Raw genomic sequence first — 23,629 nt, forward strand, 5'->3', positions numbered from 1 at the left:
AAAAGCACCTCCTAATCGCCGTTACAGCTTCACGACTTTGGAGATGCTTTCTTTACTCTATTTAATAGGTAGAAACTTAAACAGAAGTCTTCAACTGCATCAGTAATTAATGTGCAGTTATACCATTTACTTTAAGAAGCATTATTTAGCAGGATGAGTTGTTTCGTATAACAATTCTTTTAGTTGCGTTGTATATTCATTATACTGCTCATCTGTATATTGTAATTTCTCTTTCATATATGGAAGTACTTTATCCATATGTGCTTCTACCCAAGGGCGCTGGAAGAATAATGCACCAGTTCGACGTATAAAGAAGTCTACAGGTTTGTATGCAAGTTCGTACTCTATTGCATATACCAATTCAGTAAATACGGTATGGTCAATATTATACTTGTTTGCTTCTTCTTTTTGGTTTTTATAGATATCTAATACAATTTCTATATTTGAACCATAACGTTGGATCAATTGAAGCGCTTCTTCTTCTGAAAGACCTAATTGAACAGCTTCTTTTAGTTTATCTTTTTTGTAAGCTTCAAACCCTTTAGATCCTCCAACATCTCCACCAGATATTGGTAAGTGCTTTGTTTGACTATCGGTATAAAGAATATTTTCTTCTTCTTTTAACTGTTTAGTCACTAAATCCACTGCGTGTTGAGCCATTTTTCGATATCCAGTTAATTTTCCACCTGCCATTGATAATAATCCCGAATCAGATTGGAATATCTCATCTTTACGTGAAATTTCACTTGGACTTGTCGCACCCTCTTGAGCAATTAATGGACGTAATCCTGCCCAACTTGATTCTACATCTTCTGGTTTTAACTGTAGAGAAGGGAACATATAAGCAATAGCTTTTAATAAATACTCACGATCATCCTCAGTCACAACTGGATGAGCAATATCACCTTCATAGGTTGTATCAGTTGTACCAACATACGTTTTTCCATCGCGTGGAATGGCGAAAATCATACGCCCATCAGGTGAATCAAAGTATACTGCTTGTTGTAAAGGAAATGTTGTATGATCGAAAACAAGATGGACACCTTTTGTTAAGTGAAGCGTCTTACCTTTTTTAGAACCATCTAATTCACGTACATCATCAACCCATGGTCCACCAGCATTTATTATTTTTTTCGCATAAATTTTGTGTTGTTCACCTGTAATTAAATCTTCTGCAATAACACCAACCACTTTACTGTCTTCATAGATAAAGTTAACGGCTTTGGTGTAGTTTATAGCATGTACACCTTCTTCTACAGCTTTCTTCATAACTTCAATCGTTAAACGGGCGTCATCTGTTTTATATTCAACATAGTATCCGCCGCCGCGTAATTCATCTTGTTTTATTAATGGTTCACGTTCAATTACTTCTTTTGGTTTGAACATTACTCTACGTTCGTCTTTTTTAACACCTGCTAAAAAGTCATATACTCTTAATCCAATATTTGAAGTCAATGGTCCTAGTGTACTTCCTTTGTGGAATGGAAGTAGCATCCATTCAGGTGTCGTTACATGTGGACCATTTTCATAGACGATCGCTCTTTCTTTACCAACTTCAGCAACCATCTTCACTTCAAATTGTTGTAAATAACGCAGTCCACCGTGAACCAACTTAGTAGATCGACTTGACGTACCAGCTGCAAAGTCTTGCATTTCAATTAAGCCTGTATTTAACCCACGTGTTGTAGCGTCTAAAGAAATACCTGCTCCAGTAATACCTCCGCCAATCACTAGTAAGTCTAACTTTTCCTTTTGTAAAGCATCTAATGTATCTTTTCTTTTATAGCTTGAAAATTGATTCATTCTTATAACACTCCCCGTTTAATAGTTATTCTTATAATCACTTTACCCGTTTTTAATATAATCATGTAGAGAAAAAGAAAAAACCGCAAAATCACTGGTGTATACACTACCAGTAAATTGCGGTTTTCTCCTAAATTCTCCGTCCATCATTATTAACTTAACCTAAGTTTAACATACCTCTCGGGCAATGTACAGAGGTTAATTCCGTTCTTTTGAAAAAGATTGAGTTACAGCTTTCATAATTGCTTGTTTTTCTTTCCCCATCCCAGCTTCAACTGCTGCCACATAGGCACCCTCGACTATTGGTGCCTCAATAAGTTCCACATTATCCACTTCGGTCATTTCTATTGCCATTTCTGCATTCATTTTTGCGCTACCAATATCATATAAAAGGAGAACTCCATCATCGTTGTTCGCCTTGTTAATTGCTCTGAGGATTTTATCAATACTTGTTCCAATCTCTCCCTCATCGGTCCCGCCTGCTACCTCAATAGAAACATCTTTCATTACTTGCTGTACTAACTCTTTTGTACCTTCTGCTATTTTTACACTGTGCGAAATAAGCACAATCCCAACTTGTCCCATGTTATCTACGCTCCTTGTAAAGAAGTTGATAGTGCTGAGAATATATAATAAGAAGAGGCTGATCCAGGATCAATATTACCGATTGATTTTTCTTTAAAATAGGACGCTCTCCCTTTTGTAGCTTTTAAATCCTTGGTATTATTCATTGCTTGCTTTGCTGTTTCTTCAATTAAAGAAGGGTCAGTAATATCATTTTCACTAAATAACTGTACAACAGGATCCCAAACATCAATCATCGTTTTCTCACCTGAAGTTGCTTTTCCTCGCTGTTTAATCCCATCTAGGCTAGCTTGTAATCCATCTTTAATATCATTTACCTGAATTTCGCTTTTATTTTTCCAAGCCATCGATAATATAAGGAAAGCAGTACCATAAAGTGGTCCAGCTGCCCCTCCCACCTTAGACATTAATGTCATCGCAACATCTTTTAACATATCTGATGGTGTCGAGTAGGATTGATCTTGAATCTTTGTTATAACTTCTTGAAAACCTCTTGCCATATTTATTCCATGATCGCTGTCACCAATAGCTTGGTCCAATTCTGTGAGATAGGACTTATTCTCTTGAATAAGTTGGTTTGATAAATTCATCCAATTTCTTATATCGTTTACCTGTAATTTCAATGAATATTCTCCTTTCTTTAGACGCGAAATGCTGTAGCTTCACTTTTTGCTTCTAAAAGTGATTTTAATTGATTGTCCACTTTTAATAGTGTAACCGAACACCCTGTCATTTCTAGGGATGTCATAAATTCACCTACATACGTACGAAAAACAGATAAATTATTGTCCTTAAGCAATTGATTCACATGTTGTTGTAGAATAAATAGCTCCATTTCTGGAGTTGCACCTAACCCATTAATCATCACTGCAACCTCATCACCTGATTGCAATTGAAGATCATCAAGTACTTTTTGGGTAAGCTCATTGGCAATATTTTCAGCTGATGTTATCGGTTTTCTCTCAATACCTGCTTCTCCATGAATTCCAATACCAATTTCCATTTCATTATCTTCTAATTGAAAACTTGGTTTACCTGCAGCAGGTACTGTACATGGAGTAAGTGCCATTCCCATCGATCTTACATGTGTAATTGTTTTTTCAGCAACTTCCTTTACTTCATTTAATGTTGCTCCTGTTTCAGCCATTGCTCCAGCAATTTTGTGCACAAACACTGTACCAGCAATTCCTCTACGACCGGTAGTAAAATCACTATCTTCTACAGCTACATCGTCATTAACAATAACTTGTTCTACCTTTATTCCCTCAGACTCGGCCAATTCACTCGCCATATCGAAGTTCATAACATCTCCTGTATAGTTTTTTACGATTAAAAGAACTCCATGCCCAGTGTCAACGGCTTTTATTGCTGCCAAGATTTGATCAGGGGTAGGTGAAGTAAATACTTCTCCTGCAACTGCTGCATCTAACATTCCTTTACCAACATATCCAGCATGGGCAGGTTCGTGGCCACTTCCTCCACCACTAACAAGACCAACTTTATTTGAAGATAATTCCTTACGTTTAATTATCATTGTTCCATCTATTTGTTCTAGTTTTTCTGGAAAAGCTTGTATCATCCCAGAGACCATATCCGACACAACATCATTTGGATTATTAATGATTTTTTTCATAAGTATTATCTCTCCTTTTTCATAATTTAGGAATAAAATTATAGCAACGGAATAGAAACTCGTGAGTTGGAGTATTCAGCAAGTCTTCTATATCGTAGGTCGCTTTCATGAAATCTCCTAGTATCTGTAGCCTACACTGGACAATTCTATCTACAAACGATATCAAGTCCATATTTATATACTTCCTTAATCTTTGTACAAGAAAACTGCCTCTTAATCGAGACAGTTCTCTTTTTTATTATGATTCAAATTTAAATGAACGAGTAGCTTCAACGGCCTTTTGCCATCCTTTATAAAGATGTGCACTTTCTTCTTCATCCATTTTATTTTCAAATGTCTTTTCATTTAACCATTGTTTTGCAATTTCATCTTTATCTTTCCAGAATCCTACTGCTAATCCTGCTAAATAAGCCGAACCAAGTGCAGTGGTTTCTTGAACGACAGGTCTTTCAACAGTTACACCTAGAATATCACTCTGGAACTGCATCAGTAAATTATTTTTAACTGCTCCGCCATCGACGCGCAATGTCTTCAAATCAATATCAGAATCCGCTAACATTGCATCCATGACATCTTTTGTTTGATATGCCAAAGATTCTAATGTTGCACGAACAAAATGTTCCTTCTTTGTCCCGCGAGTTAAGCCAAATACAGCTCCACGAGCATCACTATCCCAGTAAGGTGTGCCAAGACCAACAAACGCCGGTACCAAATACACACCATCTGTAGTCTCAACTTGCGATGCTAATTTTTCACTTTGTGGACTTGATTCAATAAGTCTTAATCCATCCCGAAGCCATTGGATTGCAGATCCAGCAACAAAAATACTACCTTCCAGTGCATACTCAACCTTACCATCTACTCCCCAAGCAAGCGTAGTAAGTAGCCCATGTTTAGAGCGTACCGGTTCTTCTCCTGTATTCATTAATAAGAAACAGCCAGTACCATACGTATTTTTAGCCATACCTTTATCGAAACAAGCTTGACCGAATAATGCAGCTTGCTGGTCACCAGCTACACCTGCAATAGGTATTTCTTCACCAAAGAAATGATAGGAAACAGTATGCGCATATACTTCAGAAGATGGTTTTACTTCAGGAAGCATACTTTTCGGCACATCCAATATTTCTAATAACTCATCATCCCATTTTAAATCATAAATATTAAACATTAATGTACGAGAGGCGTTGGAATAATCTGTTACGTGTGTTTTACCACCAGATAATCGATATATTAACCAACTATCAATTGTTCCAAATGATAAATCTCCAGCTTCTGCTTTTTCTCTAGCTCCATCTACATTGTCTAAAATCCATTTTACTTTTGTGCCAGAGAAATAAGGGTCAATTAACAATCCTGTCTTATGACGGATTGTATCTTCATATCCTTGTTCTTTTAATTCCTTACAAATGCTTTCCGTTTGACGAGATTGCCAAACAATGGCCTTATATATTGGTCTACCCGTATTCTTATCCCAAACTACCGTTGTTTCACGTTGATTGGTAATTCCAATTCCTTCAATTTGATTTGCTTCTATATCTGCTTTTCTTAATACATCAGCAATACAAGCTAATACAGACGTCCATATCTCATTTGCATCGTGTTCCACCCAACCTGGTTTTGGGAAGAATTGCTCAAATTCCTTTTGAGCAGATTCAACGATTTCACCCTTATGATTAAAAAGTATTGCGCGAGAGCTTGTTGTTCCTTGGTCAATGGACAAAATAAATTTTTCTGACATGACAAACTCCTCCTATCTTAATTTTTGATTCAATTTTTCAGCAGGATTTGAACCCGTTTTCAACTCACTCACTGCTGCTCCTATAAATAATATTAATACAAAAATAGTCATTACCCAAAACGGGAAGGTGTAATTAGCTAGAAAAACACTGTCATAAAACATTGCACCATAAACTCCACCAATAATTGGTCCTACTATTGGGATCCATGCATAACCCCAATCAGAACTACCTTTTCCTGGAATTGGTAAGATTGCATGTGCAATACGTGGTCCAAGGTCACGTGCCGGGTTAATTGCATAACCAGTTGTACCACCTAAAGACATACCGATAGCTGCAATAAGTGCACCGACAATTAACGGATTTAGACCTTCTGTAAAATCATTCGATCCAATAAACATTAATCCTAAAAGTAATGCAAATGTCCCAATCATTTCACTTATTAAATTTGAAAATGGACTACGAATTGCTGCTCCAGTTGCAAATACACCTAGTTTATCTTCTTTGCTCTCTGTTACTTTCCAATGCGGTAAGTAATTCAGGAAAACAATAATTGCACCGATAATTGCACCGATTACTTGGGCAAGAATATAAAGAGGAACTTTACTCCAAGGAAAATCTCCTACAGCCGCGAATCCAATAGTTACCGCTGGATTAATATGTGCTCCTGTAAAATTACCTACAGCATATACACCAAGGGCAACTGCTAATCCCCAACCAAGAGTAATAAGTACCCATCCTGTGCCTTCTGCTTTCGATTTTTTTAATACAACGCCTGCTACAACGCCGCCACCGAAGATGATAAGTATCATTGTACCTACTAACTCTGCCATGAACTCAGTCATACATACTACCTCCCTTTTAATCAAGTACCCTTTGTAGTAATAAAAAAACCCACACTTCAATAACATACCCTAAATATTTGAGTACGATTGAAATGCAGGTCTCCTAGTCTCCACCACAAATTAACTTGTACCTAAATAGTACAAAATACTGAAAGCGTTGTCAACACTTTTTCCTATAAGAAATTCTTTCCAGTTCATCATTATTCGACAAAAGGCCCAACCGCATCAAAAGATAGTTGGACCTTTCCTTTTATTTCCATAATGTTGTATTTGAAGTAGATACCGCTATTGCTCCAGCTTCTATAGCGTTATTCACTTCTTCATTTTTTCGAATAAGGCCACCTGCAATAATTGGTATTTTTGTCTGTGTCCCTACTTGTTGAATTATATTCGGTATCAACCCCGGAAGTAATTCAATACAATGGGGTTGAAATTTACGAACTAATTTCATGTTTTGATCTAATGCAAGACTATCTAAAAGAAATATTCGCTGAATAGCGAGTAACTTATATTTTTTTGCTAAAGCAATAACATTCCCCCGAGTAGATAAAACACCATCTGGCTTCATTTCTCTATTTAAAAATTCCATTCCATATTCATCTGCTTTTAATCCCTGAATTAGATCAAAATGTACTAATACTTTCTTTCCGTTACGATGACTATATTCAATCAAGCTTTTTAACTGTACGAGTCTAGATTCTAGTATAACAATATACTCATGGTCTGTTTCTAACGCCTTATCGAAATCTTTCATCTGACGAACGGCTGGTAAAACTCCTTTAGGAAGTTCCATTATATACCACCTATTCTTCGTTAATAATATTATTATTTCTTTCTATCTCATCTTTCGTATATATAATCTTCATAGGATTTCCTCCAACAAAAGCTCCTGCTGGTACATCTTTATGTACTAATGTTGCCGCAGAGATAATTGCTCCATCGCCAATAGTTACACCAGGGAGAATGGTAGAATTCGCACCGATCATTACTTCATCACCAATGTGAACATCACCGAGGCGATATTCTTTTATAAGATACTCATGAGCTAGAATTGTTGTATTATACCCGATCACACAATTATTACCCACTTTTATTTTCTCGGGAAACATAATATCAGGCATTACCATTACAGCGAAGGAAGTGGTTTCTCCAATTTTCATATTTAATATATTTCTATATAACCAGTTTTTCACTTCCAGGAAAGGAGTATACCGCGCTATTTGAATCACTATAAAATTTCTTATGACCTTCCAAAACGGCACAGTATCATATATTTGCCATAACGAATTCGCACGTTTTACAGCATAACGCTCTGTTTTACGCACATGAATCACCTACTATTGATAAGATATCATTCATATCATTAATAAAATAATCTGGATGAAAACTTTTTAGATAGTTCGTATCTTTTAATGACCATTCTACTGCTACTGTTTGTACATTCGCTCTTTGACCCGATACAATATCATGATGATTGTCACCTACCATAAGCGTTTGCTCAGGGTTAGCATTTAGCTTTTGCATTGCCATCTGTACTGGTTCTGGATGCGGCTTAGCATGAGTTACATCATCATATGTTATGACCGTAGAGAAGAACTTAGATATACCTGTTAAATCAAGCCCCATTTGTACCGTATGACGCATTTTTGTACTTACTATCCCTAGAGATATATTTCTTCTCTTCAGTTCTTCTAAAGTTTCATATACATGAGGAAATGCTGTGACAAACTTATCATGTTCACGAATGTTATGCTCACGATAAGTTGAAATCATCTCGTCGGCTCTTGTTACATCAATTTTATTAAACGTATCTATAAGAGGTGGGCCATTAAACTTCAGTATTTCTTCATTACTAAAATTTAGATTATATTGTCTAAATGTATGCTCGAAGGAAGCAGTTATTAATGCATTTGTATCAATAAGCGTTCCATCAAGATCAAAGAGTATGGTACGAATGCTCATGAATCATTTCCTTTCTTTTCTTGTTGTCTCGTTTATTCCAGAAATAAGCAATGGTTATTGTTAGAATAATTGCTGTTAACAACCGAATAATGAGTAACGGCCATACAGGTATCCCCAGTGGAATAAATACCAGTGTATCTTCCACGACAGCATGACAAGACACGAGAAAAATTAATGCGAGAGACATATCCTTTTTAGATACATTATCTTCTTTCACAGCTTGAATCATTAATCCAGCTCCATACGCTAGACCAATGGTTAAACCTGCAACCATGGTCATGGAAGCACTCTTATCTATACCTAGCAAACGCATAAAAGGAGCCATCTTATTCGACATAGCATCTAACCAGCCGCGGTCACGCATCAATTGCATCACGATCATTAGGGGAATTACAATGCACGCTAACTGCACAATTGCAATTATTGCCGTTTGTGCACCATGCAATATAATTTCTCCCCACCCATTTGGAGCAGATTCAGAACCTGACACAAATCCATATTGCGCCATTTCTGATCCACCATTCCATACCAGGTTAATAATAAATGCAGAAAACAATGCTAAACCCACACGTACACCAACGATTATCCACCACTTTACACCCACACTTGTCGCAACCGCAGATTCAACAAATAAATTATGAGAGAAGGATAACATGATTGCTATAATAAATACTTCTTTAACTGTAAAGTCAAACGAAATAATGGCAGCAATACCTGCATAAAGATTTAATGCATTCCCTAAAACTAACGGCACCGCAGCTTCTCCTGACAAACCTAATAATCCCATCATTGGAGAAATAAGCTTTATAAACCAAGGTAAAACTGGAGTAAATTGAAGTATCGTAACAATTAATGTTATCGGGAAAATAATCTTCCCTAATTTCCATGTAGTATTAAGTCCTTCCCAAAACCCTCTTTGTAGCGTACCAGACATGTTATTCATCCCCTGACTAGTCGTGTTGGACTTTATTTTTTCTTTTTCTTATTTGTTTTTTTATTCTTCTTTTTGTTTTTTGGTGGTGCATCTAAATAACGCTCGCTAACGGTTTTACGGCGATAAATAATAAAAACAATAGACACAATGATAGTTAAGATTGAAATAAATTGTGCTGTACGAATTATATCGAACATATACAGACTATCGGTACGTAATCCTTCAATAAAGAATCTTCCAATTGAATACGTAATTGCATAGGTTAAGAATACTTCCCCTCGCACAGGATTGTACTTTCGTAAAAGCAATAATCCCACAAAAATTAATATATTCCATACCGATTCATATAAGAATGTCGGATGATACATTACACCATTAATAGTCATTTGGTTCATAATAAAATCAGGCAAATATTGATGAAAACTTTCATATGTAGCTTGTGAAATCGGTCCACCATGAGCTTCTTGGTTTACAAAGTTCCCCCATCTTCCAATCGCCTGTCCTAATATTAGACTTGGAGCAACAATATCAGCTATTTGCCAAAAAGAAACTTTTCTTACTCTAGCAAAAACAATCGCCGTTAGTACTCCTCCAATTATTGCTCCATGGATAGCAATTCCGCCTTCCCAAATTGCAAATACTTTCCACCAAGGACCATTAACATACTGATCAAACTCAAAAAATACATAGTAAATTCTTGCAAAGATTATTGCAATTGGAACGGCAAACATGACAAAATCTAACATTAAGTCTTTTGTTAACCCAAGACGATCTGCCTCTTTTGAAGCAAGGTAAATTGCTAATATCGCACCAAATGCAATAATTATGCCATACCAATATATCGAAATGGGGCCAATTTCAATAAATACTCTATCGATTGGTGCCGCAGTTTGTAGCATATTTTAATCCTCCTTTATTCAAGTTCTCCTTTTTCAATCATTGTAGACAATCTTTCTGAAAATTCTTCTGCTGTATTCACTCCCATTCGTTTTAATCGGAAGTTCATTGCAGCTACTTCTATTATTACTGCAAGGTTTCTTCCAGGACGAACAGGTATGGTTGCTTTTGGTAAATGCACATCCATGATTTTCATCATATCTTCATCCAAACCAAGACGATCATATTGTTTTTTCTCATCCCAATTCTCGAGATTAATAACTAAAGAAATTCGCTTCTTACTGCGTACAGATCCAGCTCCAAATAGGGTCATTACGTTAATAATACCAAGACCTCTGATCTCTAATAAATGCTCAATTAAGGGAGGAGCATTTCCAATTAGGCTATCATAATCTTCTTGCCGAATCTCTACATTGTCATCTGCGACTAATCGATGGCCTCTTTTAACTAGTTCTAAAGCTGTTTCACTTTTACCTACTCCACTTTGACCAATAATTAACACACCAACTCCATAAATATCTACGAGAACTCCATGTATAGCAGTAAATGGAGCAAACTTTGATTCTAAATAGTTGGTTAATCGGCTAATAACACGAGTAGTTTTTCTAGGAGATTGAAGAATAGGTACACCAGATTTCTCAGATGCTTCTTTCAATTCTTCAGGGATATCCATTCCTCTAGAAACAACTATCCCCGGAGTGATATCAGTACATAACCGTTCAGCACGATCTCTTCTTTGAGCCGAACTTAAATCTAGAAAATAAGCCATTTCTGTTTTACCAATAAGTTGCAAGCGTTCTTTAGGGTAATATCTAAAATAGCCAGTCATCTCTATTCCTGGTCTAGAAATATCACTTGTTATAATTTCACGTTGTATTCCATCTTCTCCTGATACTAAAGTCAGGTTAAAATTATTCAATAAATCTTGAGTACGGACCACCGCTACCATAATTGCAGCTCCTTCCATTGCTTGTTAACTGAATACCATTTTAGCATAGTCAAACAAAAAAACGTAGACAAGAGTCTACGTTTCCAATAGTTTATATGAATTATTTCATCTAAGTAAAGAAAACCCGCTTATTCTGCCCACAGAAAGTTAATATTTCTTCAAGGAACTGAGACAAACAAAAGGAAGATAGCTAAATTAGCGTAAGAAATATACGGAGACTCCTTGAAAATCAAAAATCGATTTTCTGCTTGCGATGCAATGGTGTCGATGCCTCCCATGTCCTGTGGGAGTGAGGCATAGTTGAGACCCCCAATGCATAAGCATCCGGAGGCTCACCAGCCACCGATGGATAAGCGGAGTATATTTCTGAAGCGGGATTTCAAACCCTATTGCGTAAATACTTTTGTCTCTCCATTGTCCCAAAATTATCGAACGGAGTCTCTTACTAAACTATTTAAAATCATTGTAATTAAGGAAATAATAATCGAAGCAATAATAGCAATTCCAAAACCATCAATCACAAATGAAGAACCTATCAACGCTTGAGTTATCATTAACGTAATCGCATTAATCACTATTAAAAACAATCCAAAGGTAACTATTGTTATAGGTAACGTTAAAATCACTAAAATTGGCTTCACAATTATATTTAAAATAGCTAATATAAAACTTGCTAAAACAGCTGTGCCAAATCCTTCTAAATGAAACGAGTCAAATAATTGAGCAACAGCTATTAATGCAACAGCATTTAAAATTAACGAAACAATCCATCTAATAATCATTAATAGATATCCTCTTTAGGCATAATCATCGCAACAGCGATATAAATTAGCGAAAGTGTAAAGAAACTAGGAATAAGTAAAATAATAAAGCCAATACGTAAAATCGTGGAATCAATATTAAAATAATTTCCTAATCCTCCAAATACACCCGCTACATACTTATCTGAATCTGAACGAAATATCTTTTTCATGTTATACCTCCTACTCACTTATATTTATACATATACCCGTTTTTTCTATTTATATATACGTAAAAAGAGGTATAAAGTTTCATTTTCGATTATTAATAAATTTCATAATAAGATATTTTATATAAAATCCAAATGTTGATCTCTTTGATTTCCATTTAAATCGGTTTTTCCCAACAGGACTGGTTTCCAACTAACCAGGGAAAGAAAAATTCTTTCCGTTTTTAAAATGGAATTTTGCAATTATGAAATTGACTTATTTATCAAATTGCCAAATATAGAATCTTTCCTTACCAAAGTTTGCTACAATTTCTCTACGCTCTTGCTCATCTAATTCATCCAACATTTTAAATTTGCCAAACATCCCTGCTACTTGAGAGTCATGAGATAAAATAGCTTCTAACTTTTTCCCAAAAAATTCATTAACATCTGTTATCACATCTGGACTCCCTAGATCCAACTCATAATCATTGGAAATAGCTTGAGCCCATACAGTTGGACGTTCATTAGGATCCATTAAACGAACTGCCTCTATGGCCGCTGCCCCGAGCGCATTATGATCAGGATGAACAGCATAATCAGGATAATGCGTGATCACAAGTGTTGGACGAATATCTTCTAATATTCCTTTTAAACGTTCGGCTACTTCTGTTCGATCTTCGAATTCGATTGTTTTATCACGATATCCTAGCATTTGTAAATCTACATCTAAAGCATCACATGCCTTGATTAATTCACTTTTTCTTATTTCTGGTAATGTTTCTCGATTTGCAAATGTAGGATCTCCCATATTTCTTCCCATTTGGCCTAATGTTCCACAAAGATACGTAACTGGAATACCTTCAGAACGGAACTTAGCCATTGAACCAGCCGCTCCAAATGACTCATCATCTGGATGTGGATAAATTACAACAACATGCTTCTCCATTATTTTCACCTATCTTTCTTTAATTATGAAATGGATTTTCACTAATTTCTAATGCAACCATCAATCTACCTTCTCGATCATGGCCAGCTAATAGTAATTGTTCTTTGTGAATGGTCCAATCGGTAAGCCCTTCGGCATATACCCAGCCAATTCTTGTTTTTAATCCTATACGATACGACTTTCCATCCCCAACAATTTTAGCTTGCTCATATATAACTTTAGCATTTCGTATGTATGCCCCAACATTATATGCTTTATCGTCAAAATGACTTGCATAAGCTCCATTTGTTGTTTCAAGGTGAATATATACTTCTTTGTTTACATACTCATCCAGTAAACCCTGAATATGATTTATTTCAATTGGTTTCATATTTCTAGCCTCCAATTCATCTCAACATTTACTCTATCGAAATGATCATTTTACGTCAATCAGATAGCTTAGCATCTTTATCATGATAAGAAAAGAAAACAGGTAGCAATTTAATACTACCTGTCTTTTCAAGACTTATGATTTTGATACAGTCTTTGCTTCAAGAATTTCTTTCATCCTCTGTCTATCCCTATCTAAAACTGGACTTAGATATTTTCCTGTGTACGAAACATCTTGTTGCTCAGCAATTTGTTCAGGTGTACCAGTAGCAATAATTTGCCCACCACGATCGCCACCTTCTGGCCCCAAATCAATGATATGATCAGCACTTTTAATAACATCTAAATTATGTTCTATGATAAGTACTGAGTCACCATTATCTGCTATTCGTTGTAAGACAGTGAGCAATCTACGAATATCATCTACATGTAGTCCAGTTGTTGGTTCATCTAAAATATAAAAGGACTTACCACTAGAACGTTTGTGCAATTCACTTGCTAATTTAACACGTTGCGCTTCTCCCCCTGAAAGGGTAGTTGCTGGTTGACCAAGTTTTACATATCCTAAACCAACATCATATATCGTTTGTAACTTACGTTTAATCTTTGGAATTGCCGTAAAGAATTCCAATGCTTCTTCAATTCGTAAATCGAGAACTTCAGAGATATTTTTTCCTTTGTACTTAACTTCTAAGGTTTCACGGTTATAGCGAGCCCCACCACAAACTTCACAAGGAACATAAACGTCCGGCAAGAAGTGCATCTCAATTTTTAAAATACCGTCACCTCGACAAGCTTCACATCTTCCGCCTTTCACATTGAAACTGAATCTACCTTTTTTATATCCTCTTACTTTTGCTTCGTTGGTTTGTGCAAAAACATCACGAATATCATCAAACACTCCAGTATAGGTAGCAGGATTAGAACGAGGTGTACGTCCAATTGGTGATTGATCAATATCAATCACTTTATCTATATGTTCAATTCCTTTTATTTTCTTATGCTTACCCGGTTTTACTTTCCCTTTATATAATGACTTTGCTAAAGATTTATAGACAATTTCATTGACCAACGTACTCTTCCCTGATCCAGAGACCCCAGTCACTACTGTCATTAATCCAATCGGAATTTTTGCTGATACATTTTTTAGATTATTCTCAGAAGCTCCCATTACTTCTATCTTGCGTTTATCTGCTTTTCTTCGTTTTGTAGGTAATGGAATATATTCTTTTCCAGATAAATATTTACCAGTTAGAGACTGTTCATTATTCATCACGTTTTTGGGTGTATCACTTGCTACAATTTCTCCACCATGCTCACCTGCTCCAGGTCCTATATCTACTAGCCAGTCTGCTGCAAGCATAGTATCTTCATCATGCTCGACTACAATTAATGTATTATCTAAATCTCTCATTCGTTTTAATGTATCAATTAATCGGTCATTATCACGTTGATGCAAACCAATCGACGGTTCATCAAGCACATAGAGCACACCCGTTAATGCAGAGCCAATTTGTGTTGCTAATCGAATACGTTGTGCTTCACCACCAGATAAAGTTCCCGCCGTTCTTGATAATGTTAAATAATCAAGTCCTACGTTATTAAGAAATTCCAAACGATTATCAATTTCCTTCAAAATTAATCTAGCTATCTGTTGTTCTTTTTCAGTAAGATTGAGTTGTTGGAAAAGTTGTATTGATTCTGCTATAGAAAAGTCGGTTACATTACTGATATGTTTTCCATTAATTAATACTGCTAAGGCTTCCTTCTTCAAGCGGTGTCCTTTACAAGTAGGACAGTTTTTTTGAGCCATATACTTTTCTAATGTCTCTCGTATAAAATCAGAACTCGTTTCTCTATAACGTCTTGCTACATTCTTTAAAACACCTTCGAATGGTGATTCTGATCTCCTTATACTTCCAAAATCATTTTCATATTCAAATTTTATCTTTTCTTTGCCACTTCCTTGTAAAATGATATCCATTTGTTGCTGTGGAATTTCCTTTACTGGGATATCCATATCAATACCAAAATGATTACAAACACTTTTTAATAATTGTGGGTAATATTGAGAACTAATTGGTTCCCACGGTGCAATTGCATTTTCATTTAATGTTTTATCCCAATCTGGAATGACAAGGTCGATATCAACTTCTAATTTTGTACCTAAGCCATCACAACTTGGACAAGCACCAAATGGGCTATTAAAAGAAAACAGTCTTGGCTCTAGTTCGCCAATGGAAAAACCACAAATGGGGCATGCGTGATTCTCACTGAAGGTCAATTCTTCCTCACCAATGACATCGACTATAATATTACCTTCTCCAAGCTTTAATGCAGTTTCAATAGAATCACTTAATCTCGAAGCCACACCGTCTTTTACTACAATACGATCAATTACTACTTCAATCGAATGCTTCTTATTTTTTTCCAATTGAATATCATCTGTTACTTCTCTCATTTCATTATTTACACGAATTCGTACATAACCTTCTTGTTTTAAGTTTTTTAAGATTTTTACATGCTCACCTTTTCTTCCTGATACAACTGGCGCAAGAATTTGAAGTTTTGTACGATCCGGATACTCTAATATCCGATCAACCATTTGTTGGACAGTCTGTGAACTGATTTCAATACCATGATTGGGACATGTCGGCCTACCAATTCTTGCATATAACAGACGTAAATAATCATAAATTTCTGTAACTGTCCCAACCGTTGATCTTGGATTTTTACTTGTTGTTTTTTGATCAATAGATATTGCTGGAGATAGTCCTTCAATAACATCTACATCCGGTTTATCCATTTGTCCTAAAAATTGACGTGCATAGGAAGATAAGGATTCTACATATCTACGTTGACCTTCTGCATATATGGTATCAAATGCAAGAGAAGACTTACCTGAACCCGATAACCCTGTTAATACCACTAATTTATTTTTAGGAATATTGATATCGATATCCTTTAAATTATGTGTTCGTGCTCCTTGAATTTTTATAGACTTACTTGGCATTCCTAAATCATCCTTCCACTTTTAGTTCCAAAATGACATCTCGTAATTCTGCTGCTTTCTCGAAGTCAAGATCTTTTGCTGCTTGCTTCATCTCTTTCTCCATTTGTTCAATTACTTTTTCTTTCTCTTTTTTCGTCATTTTGTTAATCTGTTTCGTTTTCGGTTCATATGATTCTGTTTCTTCTGCTGCGGTCGTTGCTTTAATAACATCTCGAACATCTTTTCGAATCGTTTTAGGAGTAATGCCATGTTGTTCATTATATTCTGTTTGTATTGCTCGACGTCGATTTGTCTCATCAATTGCTTTTTTCATTGAGTCCGTTATTTTGTCAGCATACATAATTACTTTTCCATTTTCATTACGTGCAGCACGACCCATGGTTTGAATCAGAGATCGTTCTGAACGTAAAAATCCTTCTTTATCAGCATCTAAGATGGTAACAAGAGAAACTTCAGGTATATCTAGTCCTTCTCTTAACAAATTAATACCTACTAAAACATCAAATTTCCCGACTCGTAAATCACGTATTACTTCTATACGTTCTAATGTTTTAATCTCGGAGTGCAAGTAAGCAACTTTCATACCTATTTCTTTTAAATAATCGGTTAAATCCTCCGACATTTTCTTTGTTAATGTCGTGATTAATACACGTTCATTTTTTTCCATTCGGATCCGTATTTCCTCTATAAGATCATCAATTTGTCCTTCAATTGGACGCACCTCAACTACTGGATCTAATAATCCTGTAGGTCGAATAATTTGTTCTGTCATTTCAGGAGTATGTTCAAGTTCATATGGTCCAGGAGTCGCAGACACATAAACCAACTGTTTTGTTTTATCTTCAAACTCTTGAAATCGAAGTGGGCGATTATCCATCGCAGACGGTAATCGAAAACCATGATCTACAAGCACTTGTTTACGCGCTTGATCCCCATTGAACATTCCACGAATCTGTGGAAGAGTTACGTGCGATTCATCAATAATTACTAAGAAATCCTCTGGAAAGAAATCCAATAATGTATATGGAATCGCTCCAGGTCCACGGAGTGTTAGGTGACGTGAATAATTCTCAATTCCTGAACAGAACCCCATTTCTCGCATCATTTCTAAATCATAATTGGTTCGTTGCTCTAATCGTTGTGCTTCTAATAATTTTCCTTTATCACGCATTTCTTTTAGTTGTTCTTCGAGTTCTTTTTCTATATTTTGAATAGCGATTTTCATTTTTTCTTCTCTCGTAACAAAGTGAGAAGCTGGAAAAATAGCTACATGTTCTCGATCACCGATTATTTCACCGGTTAGCGCATCAACTTCACGTATACGATCAATTTCATCACCAAAGAATTCTACACGAATACAATACTCTTCATGAGAAGCTGGAATGATCTCGACTGAATCACCGCGAACTCGAAATGTACCCCGTTGGAAATTAATATCATTTCTAGCATATTGAACTTCTACTAAATCACGAAGTAATTGGTCACGATCTTTCTCCATTCCCATCCTTAATGACAACACTTGACTTTTATATTCTTCTGGATTACCTAAACCGTAAATACAAGACACACTTGCTACAATTAATACATCTTCTCTTTCAAATAATGCAGAAGTTGCAGAATGTCGTAATTTATCAATTTCATCATTGATACTCGCATCTTTTTCAATAAATGTATCTGTAGACGGTACATATGCCTCTGGCTGATAATAATCATAGTAGCTAACAAAGTATTCTACAGCATTATTTGGAAAAAACTCTTTAAACTCACTGTACAACTGTCCAGCTAATGTTTTGTTATGCGCAATTACTAGTGTCGGACGGTTTATCTCTTTTACAACATTGGACATGGTAAATGTCTTCCCAGTACCTGTAGCACCAAGCAATGTTTGATGACGTTGACCAGCCAGTACTTTTTCCGTTATCTCTTTTATAGCATTTGGTTGATCACCAGCTGGGTCATAAGCAGATACTAATTCAAATTTCTCCTTCACAACAATGCCTCCGTTCTTTTCGAGCTAATATCTATTATATCTCTTTATAAAAAAACGAACAAGTATTCGTTTTTTTATATTATCTTATCTTTTATTCTACCCATTTAAGCATAATGGAAATCATATCATACCAATTGAGTTGTATGAATTCTTAAGCTTGAACAAGGAAGTGTATTGTTATATAAAATTAAAACGAACAATACTTCAGATATATTTACATATACCTTCCAATTATTGTTCGTCATACTAGTCATATTTTTATTGCTCTACTTTCCTCAGTTAGCCAGTTTGCTTTTGTTTCTGTTTAAAAGGTTCCTTAGGAAATAATAACCCTAAAGCATGATGCTCTCCTTCATATAGAGATCCTTGAACAAGTCTAATTTCTTTATGATAATCAATAATTTCTAGTTTAATAAATGCACCATTACCTTGAAGTGCTTCATAAAAACTCTGACTATTTGTTACCTTTCGGCCGTTTACCCGATAGATAGATTCACCAGGAGATATTTCAAGTCTATTTGCTGGACTGTTAGGTAAAACCCCCACCACACGTAGTCCTTGATCATGTGGCTGATAATAAGGACGACGAAGTCTATCTCCCTCTCTATAGCGATAATTTAAATATTCTTTACCTATAATAGCTAAAATGACTGAAGTCAGTGATAAATAAGGCACAAATATACCTGCTACAGCAACCATTAATATAACAATAGCTAACATATAATTAGCTTTTGAAACTTTCTTTATCGCATCCAAATGATAATGACCTTTTGCAGTATAATCAAATCCAATTATAAAGGGAACAAAAGCTAGTCCTAGTGATGTTTCACCAATAGATAAATAAGGCCACCAGGGTGCAAAAGAAGTAATAAGTCCTTCTGGAACTAATACAAGTAGCGGAATCAAAGCTAATCTTTTTACTTGATGTTGGCCTACCCATATTCCCCTGTCACTAAGGGAAATCCGCGGAAATGTTGATTGTTTTTGAATTCGTTGGATTATGATCGATTCTACAATTAGTAGCAAAGCACCTATTACTGCTAATGATTTAAAACTTAACCCATAATCAAAATTATAATTAACCTGACTTTGCATTTCTAATAGAGGTGGAATAACTAATAACAGTAAAAATGTCAATCCAATAATATAACTGGGTGACAATAGTGTGAATTTTGTACTAATACTAAGTATAATTGTAACTATTGCTAATAATACTAATACCTCATAAGAAAATACCATACCTGTGCCAACTGCAATTACTGATAGAACTAATCCTGTGATTAAAGAAACAACGAACGTTCCCTTCCACTCGATAAATTTCTGGTATACTTTTATTCCAAAGTCCTGTCTCTCCCTTTTTATGCGGAAATAACTAGCTACTGTCAAAATAAACATAAACCAATACAATGTCGGATTTAGAAAAAATCTGCCGACTGCTTTCGCTCCTTCTAACAACCAAGACTCAACCATTCTGTCACCTACTTTACTATGCCTAATCAAAATGTCTATATAAAAATATTCGATTCTTCTATCGTTTTTCCTGCTTTTTTGTAAAAGAAATAGGAAAAGAGATTGGGACAAGTATTTACTCAAAAGATAAATCCGAATGAATCGCTTTTAATTACCCGCTTCAGAAATATACTCGTGTTCTCGTAGGAGACTAATGGGCGCCTTGGATTGCTCATGCATCAGGGACTACCCTTTGACCTTCTTCCCAAAGAACTATCGAAATATGTCTTACGCTCATTCTACTAATCATCCGTCTCTAGATAAATACTTTTTATTATGTCCCAACCTCTTTATCCTAAGAATTTATCAGAGTGAGTAGTCGTATGTTTACTTCACTCAAAGACTTAAATCTTTTACTGATGAAAATCTCTGTTTATTGATACAATTCTTCTAATGATGTATCCAGTTGTTGATCATCTTCACCGTTTCTTATTTTTTCAACGAGTTGTGATTCAATTAAGCCTCCTGTTTCGGTATCTACTTCCCCAGTAGCTTCTAAATCATTATCTGCTTGAAAATCTTTCACTGCTTTCTCTGTCTGGTCATCAAAATATCCATCGGTGCGTCCAGTATCATAACCTAATCCAGAAAGCATTACTTGCATATTAGCAATTTCCTCACTAGTCTCATCCATAGAAAATGGTTCTTCTACTTGAATTGGAATAGAATAGTAATATTCTGGTTGTTTTTCTTCAATAGTAGGCTCTACTCCTTCTTCATTTATCCATTCACCTTTAGGTGAAAGCCATTTTAACGTTGTTAACTTAATAGAACTTCCATCTCCCATTGGCACGGCTTGTTGAACTGTACCTTTACCATAGCTTGTTTCACCAACAATATCATATCCAAGATCCTTCATTGCAACCGCAAGAATCTCAGAAGCTGACGCACTTCCTTCATCAATCAGAACACTAATTGGATAATCTTTTTTCGCTTCTAATTCAGAATAAACTTCCTCAACTTGTCCTTCTCCATCCTCAATTTGTAGAATCGGGAGATCTTTTGGCACTAAATGTTTAAGAATATCTTCTGCTACATTTAAAAGTCCACCTGGATTACCACGAACATCAATAACTAATCCTTCTACTTCTTGATTCTCTAATTCATTTAATTGTTGATCAAATTCTTCTCCCGTTTTCTCAGAGAAATTAGTGATCTCGATTATTCCAGTTAATTTTCCATCTACTTCTTTTGTTTCACTATATACCGTTTCAACTGGAATCGTATCTCGAACGATTGTTACTTCAAATGGTTCAGTTACACCTGCCCTTTGTATCTCTAATACAACTTCTGAACCCTTTTCACCTCTAATTTGCGCTACAGCTTCATTTAAGTTTAACCCATCTAAACTTTCACCATCTACCGTTAATACTTGATCATTTGGTCGCAGACCAGCCCCTTCTGCTGGGGAACCTTTCATCGGTGATACAATAGTAACATTTCCGTTCACCATACTTACTTCTGCTCCAATTCCTTCAAATGAAGATTCGATTTGTTCATTAAATTGTTGCATCATCTCAACATCTAAGTAAGATGTATGCTGATCGTCTAGGGTTGCTAACATCCCTTCAATAGCACCTTCGACTAATTGTTTATCTTCTACATCCTCTAAGTAATTTTCTTTAATAATATCGTATGCTTGAGAAACTTTGTTTAAATCCCCCGTCAATTCAGACTGTTCATTACTTTCATCTTCATTCGATGATGAATTTTCAACAGTCGATTGTAGTGTTTGTTGATTATTATCTTGTGCTAATTGAATTCCTGCATATGCACCAATGAATCCTAATAATAATGCACCTACAAATATAAGCACTATTTGTTTTTTATTAAGCTTCATGTCTCCACCTCTTAGTTATTAGTACAAGCCATTGCTTGCTTCTATATTTAATAATTATTCAGATATGAAAATACTTCAATAAGAAAAGGATACCATGTTAAGAATTGAATGACTATGGATTTGTTCATAAAAATTCTAATGTATTCTTAATGCTAAATTTAAAATTATGTCCCAACTTCTTTTTTAAGATTAATTCTATAATCAAGAGACCGAATTATAATCCGTTATTTGCGAATTATAATTCGGTCTCTTATTTGCATATTTTAATATACTACTAATTAATATAATTAAATGGATCTACTGGATTTTTATAGCCACCTGGATGAATTTCAAAATGAAGATGTACACCAGTTGAGTTACCAGTATTCCCCATTACTCCAATCTTGTCACCTTGTGATACAGTTTGTCCTGTTGAAACTGACATACTGTTTAAATGTGCATAAAGTGTAGTAAAGGTTTGGCCATTCACATGATGTGTAATCATTACTGTATTACCATAACCACTTAATACGCCAGCTTGATATACAACTCCATCAGCAGAAGCCATAATATTACGGTCTCCAGCATTAGAAGCTCCAAAATCTGTACCAGTATGCGGTCTTAATTCATTAAAGATTGGATGCATCCGGTTTGGGTTAAATCCAGAGGTAACCGGTCCGGTAGTTGGACGGATAAAATCTCCGCTAGGAACAGAACTGCTTCCTCCTGCTGATGCTGTTGAATTACTACCTTGATTCGATGTATTTTGTTTTTCTTTCTCTTTTTTCTGCATGTTAGCTTTTTTTTCTTGAGCTAATTTAATAGCTTGTTCTTTAGCAGCAGCTTCATCAGAAATTAGTTGTTGTTCCTCTTCAGCTGAAAGCTTAATCTCTTCTAGCTCTTCGTGTTCATCAACTAGCTCTGCCATTAGTGTTTCTTTTTCAGCAATTTGATTATTTAATTGATCTTTTAACGCTAGTAATTCATCGTGCTGTCCTTCAAGAGATTTCTTCTTATCTTCAACCGCCAGCTTTTTCTCTTCTATCTCACCTTTACTAGCTACAACTTCTTTTTTATTTTCTTCTAGAGCTTGTTTATCTCTTTCTTGTTCTTCCATTATTTCTTTATCTTGATCCATAATAGTATTTACTGCAGTACTTCGAGAAATAAAGTCTCCAAAACTAGATGCACCAAAAATCACTTCTAAATATTTAATATCTCCACCATTTTGTTGAATAGAAAGTAGGCGATTCTTTAATAACTCGTCCCGCTTCTCAATCCGTTCTTTTAAGAGTTTAATTTCTTCCTCTAGTTCTTTAATTCGTTCTTTTAATTCTTCAACTTTTTCTGTAAGACTATTAATCTCATCATTTGTTTCATCAATTTCTGTTTGTTTCGTTTCAATTTGTTTTTGCGTGTCCTCTAATTCAGAGTCAATGTTATTGATTTCAGACTCTACTGAGTTTTGCTCTTGTTTATTTTCTTCCATTTTACTCTCGGTATCTTTCTTAGAGTCCTCAATATTCTTTCGTTCTTTCTCTAAATTCGATTTTTCTTTTTCAAGATCTTCAATTTGTTTTTGAACATCATCTGCAGATTCAGCAGAAACTTTTAAATTAGGTCCAAACACCGTTAATGTTAATAAAGTAATAACTAGAATGGAAGTTATCTTCTTCAATCATAT

The 23,629-nt window shown here is 35.4% G+C and carries 21 protein-coding genes; all 21 read right to left on the reverse strand.

What is annotated here, in order from left to right; genetic code table 11:
* Window positions 1-141: 141 nt before the first annotated feature.
* Entirely contained in the window at window positions 142-1,803 is a 1,662-nt protein-coding gene (locus C794_RS13420; protein WP_017797659.1) for a glycerol-3-phosphate dehydrogenase/oxidase, read from the reverse strand.
* Between the two features lie 198 nt (window positions 1,804-2,001).
* The gene (dhaM, locus tag C794_RS13425; RefSeq protein ID WP_017797660.1) at window positions 2,002-2,388 is read right to left on the reverse strand and encodes a dihydroxyacetone kinase phosphoryl donor subunit DhaM; all 387 of its coding nucleotides are present in this window, start codon (window positions 2,386-2,388) and stop codon (window positions 2,002-2,004) included.
* A gap of 5 nt (window positions 2,389-2,393) precedes the next feature.
* Complete coding sequence (gene dhaL / locus C794_RS13430; protein WP_017797661.1) at window positions 2,394-3,011, reverse strand: dihydroxyacetone kinase subunit DhaL; 618 nt, start codon at window positions 3,009-3,011, stop codon at window positions 2,394-2,396.
* 17 nt (window positions 3,012-3,028) lie between these two features.
* On the reverse strand, window positions 3,029-4,021 hold the full coding sequence (gene dhaK, locus C794_RS13435; protein ID WP_017797662.1) for a dihydroxyacetone kinase subunit DhaK: 993 nt from the start codon (window positions 4,019-4,021) through the stop codon (window positions 3,029-3,031).
* Between the two features lie 238 nt (window positions 4,022-4,259).
* Window positions 4,260-5,762: a glycerol kinase GlpK gene (gene glpK / locus C794_RS13445; protein ID WP_017797664.1), complete on the reverse strand. Its 1,503-nt coding sequence runs from the start codon at window positions 5,760-5,762 to the stop codon at window positions 4,260-4,262.
* Window positions 5,763-5,774: 12 nt separating this feature from the next.
* Window positions 5,775-6,605 carry an MIP/aquaporin family protein gene (locus tag C794_RS13450; protein ID WP_017797665.1) on the reverse strand — a complete coding sequence of 277 codons (831 nt, stop codon included), beginning with the start codon at window positions 6,603-6,605 and terminating at the stop codon, window positions 5,775-5,777.
* Window positions 6,606-6,855: 250 nt separating this feature from the next.
* A complete protein-coding gene (locus C794_RS13455; protein WP_017797666.1) occupies window positions 6,856-7,398 on the reverse strand; it encodes a glycerol-3-phosphate responsive antiterminator in 543 nt (180 codons plus the stop codon).
* Window positions 7,399-7,408: 10 nt separating this feature from the next.
* Entirely contained in the window at window positions 7,409-7,930 is a 522-nt protein-coding gene (locus C794_RS13460) for an acyltransferase (protein WP_017797667.1), read from the reverse strand.
* A complete protein-coding gene (gene ppaX / locus C794_RS13465) occupies window positions 7,923-8,567 on the reverse strand; it encodes a pyrophosphatase PpaX (RefSeq protein ID WP_017797668.1) in 645 nt (214 codons plus the stop codon). The genes C794_RS13460 and ppaX overlap by 8 nt, the downstream gene beginning before the upstream one ends.
* Entirely contained in the window at window positions 8,542-9,501 is a 960-nt protein-coding gene (locus tag C794_RS13470) for a nucleoside recognition domain-containing protein (protein ID WP_017797669.1), read from the reverse strand. The genes ppaX and C794_RS13470 overlap by 26 nt, the downstream gene beginning before the upstream one ends.
* 32 nt (window positions 9,502-9,533) lie before the next feature.
* Window positions 9,534-10,400 (reverse strand): prolipoprotein diacylglyceryl transferase, encoded by an 867-nt coding sequence (lgt, locus tag C794_RS13475; protein WP_017797670.1) that lies wholly within the window; start codon window positions 10,398-10,400, stop codon window positions 9,534-9,536.
* Window positions 10,401-10,414: 14 nt separating this feature from the next.
* Entirely contained in the window at window positions 10,415-11,347 is a 933-nt protein-coding gene (hprK, locus tag C794_RS13480) for an HPr(Ser) kinase/phosphatase (protein WP_017797671.1), read from the reverse strand.
* A 425-nt stretch (window positions 11,348-11,772) separates the two neighbouring features.
* Window positions 11,773-12,129, reverse strand: a complete 357-nt coding sequence (locus C794_RS13485) for a phage holin family protein (RefSeq protein WP_017797672.1) — start codon at window positions 12,127-12,129, stop codon at window positions 11,773-11,775.
* Entirely contained in the window at window positions 12,129-12,320 is a 192-nt protein-coding gene (locus C794_RS13490; RefSeq protein ID WP_017797673.1) for a PspC domain-containing protein, read from the reverse strand. Before C794_RS13490 ends, C794_RS13485 begins: the two co-directional genes overlap by 1 nt.
* Window positions 12,321-12,573: 253 nt before the next feature.
* Window positions 12,574-13,245, reverse strand: a complete 672-nt coding sequence (bshB2, locus tag C794_RS13495; RefSeq protein ID WP_017797674.1) for a bacillithiol biosynthesis deacetylase BshB2 — start codon at window positions 13,243-13,245, stop codon at window positions 12,574-12,576.
* A gap of 19 nt (window positions 13,246-13,264) precedes the next feature.
* Window positions 13,265-13,615: a YojF family protein gene (locus C794_RS13500; protein WP_017797675.1), complete on the reverse strand. Its 351-nt coding sequence runs from the start codon at window positions 13,613-13,615 to the stop codon at window positions 13,265-13,267.
* Window positions 13,616-13,750: 135 nt separating this feature from the next.
* On the reverse strand, window positions 13,751-16,627 hold the full coding sequence (uvrA, locus tag C794_RS13505; RefSeq protein WP_017797676.1) for an excinuclease ABC subunit UvrA: 2,877 nt from the start codon (window positions 16,625-16,627) through the stop codon (window positions 13,751-13,753).
* A 7-nt stretch (window positions 16,628-16,634) separates the two neighbouring features.
* Entirely contained in the window at window positions 16,635-18,617 is a 1,983-nt protein-coding gene (gene uvrB, locus C794_RS13510; RefSeq protein ID WP_017797677.1) for an excinuclease ABC subunit UvrB, read from the reverse strand.
* Window positions 18,618-18,896: 279 nt separating this feature from the next.
* Entirely contained in the window at window positions 18,897-20,087 is a 1,191-nt protein-coding gene (locus tag C794_RS13515) for a PDZ domain-containing protein (RefSeq protein WP_017797678.1), read from the reverse strand.
* 412 nt (window positions 20,088-20,499) lie between these two features.
* Window positions 20,500-21,966 carry a S41 family peptidase gene (locus C794_RS13520; protein WP_017797679.1) on the reverse strand — a complete coding sequence of 489 codons (1,467 nt, stop codon included), beginning with the start codon at window positions 21,964-21,966 and terminating at the stop codon, window positions 20,500-20,502.
* A 274-nt stretch (window positions 21,967-22,240) separates the two neighbouring features.
* Window positions 22,241-23,623 carry a murein hydrolase activator EnvC family protein gene (locus C794_RS13525; RefSeq protein WP_017797680.1) on the reverse strand — a complete coding sequence of 461 codons (1,383 nt, stop codon included), beginning with the start codon at window positions 23,621-23,623 and terminating at the stop codon, window positions 22,241-22,243.
* Window positions 23,624-23,629 lie beyond the last annotated feature (6 nt).

Origin of the sequence: Oceanobacillus kimchii X50 (genome assembly GCF_000340475.1) — a bacterium.
In the GTDB taxonomy this organism is placed as follows: domain Bacteria; phylum Bacillota; class Bacilli; order Bacillales; family Amphibacillaceae; genus Oceanobacillus; species Oceanobacillus kimchii.

What these genes read in the sequence shown, in the direction of transcription:
- C794_RS13420 (WP_017797659.1), bottom strand. Translation starts at nt 1,803, where the DNA reads ATGAATCAATTTTCAAGCTATAAAAGAAAAGATACATTAGATGCTTTA.
- dhaM (WP_017797660.1), bottom strand. Translation starts at nt 2,388, where the DNA reads ATGGGACAAGTTGGGATTGTGCTTATTTCGCACAGTGTAAAAATAGCA.
- dhaK (WP_017797662.1), bottom strand. Translation starts at nt 4,021, where the DNA reads ATGAAAAAAATCATTAATAATCCAAATGATGTTGTGTCGGATATGGTC.
- glpK (WP_017797664.1), bottom strand. Translation starts at nt 5,762, where the DNA reads ATGTCAGAAAAATTTATTTTGTCCATTGACCAAGGAACAACAAGCTCT.
- C794_RS13450 (WP_017797665.1), bottom strand. Translation starts at nt 6,605, where the DNA reads ATGACTGAGTTCATGGCAGAGTTAGTAGGTACAATGATACTTATCATC.
- C794_RS13455 (WP_017797666.1), bottom strand. Translation starts at nt 7,398, where the DNA reads ATGGAACTTCCTAAAGGAGTTTTACCAGCCGTTCGTCAGATGAAAGAT.
- ppaX (WP_017797668.1), bottom strand. Translation starts at nt 8,567, where the DNA reads ATGAGCATTCGTACCATACTCTTTGATCTTGATGGAACGCTTATTGAT.
- C794_RS13470 (WP_017797669.1), bottom strand. Translation starts at nt 9,501, where the DNA reads ATGTCTGGTACGCTACAAAGAGGGTTTTGGGAAGGACTTAATACTACA.
- lgt (WP_017797670.1), bottom strand. Translation starts at nt 10,400, where the DNA reads ATGCTACAAACTGCGGCACCAATCGATAGAGTATTTATTGAAATTGGC.
- hprK (WP_017797671.1), bottom strand. Translation starts at nt 11,347, where the DNA reads ATGGTAGCGGTGGTCCGTACTCAAGATTTATTGAATAATTTTAACCTG.
- C794_RS13485 (WP_017797672.1), bottom strand. Translation starts at nt 12,129, where the DNA reads ATGATTATTAGATGGATTGTTTCGTTAATTTTAAATGCTGTTGCATTA.
- C794_RS13490 (WP_017797673.1), bottom strand. Translation starts at nt 12,320, where the DNA reads ATGAAAAAGATATTTCGTTCAGATTCAGATAAGTATGTAGCGGGTGTA.
- bshB2 (WP_017797674.1), bottom strand. Translation starts at nt 13,245, where the DNA reads ATGGAGAAGCATGTTGTTGTAATTTATCCACATCCAGATGATGAGTCA.
- C794_RS13500 (WP_017797675.1), bottom strand. Translation starts at nt 13,615, where the DNA reads ATGAAACCAATTGAAATAAATCATATTCAGGGTTTACTGGATGAGTAT.
- uvrA (WP_017797676.1), bottom strand. Translation starts at nt 16,627, where the DNA reads ATGCCAAGTAAGTCTATAAAAATTCAAGGAGCACGAACACATAATTTA.
- C794_RS13515 (WP_017797678.1), bottom strand. Translation starts at nt 20,087, where the DNA reads ATGGTTGAGTCTTGGTTGTTAGAAGGAGCGAAAGCAGTCGGCAGATTT.
- C794_RS13520 (WP_017797679.1), bottom strand. Translation starts at nt 21,966, where the DNA reads ATGAAGCTTAATAAAAAACAAATAGTGCTTATATTTGTAGGTGCATTA.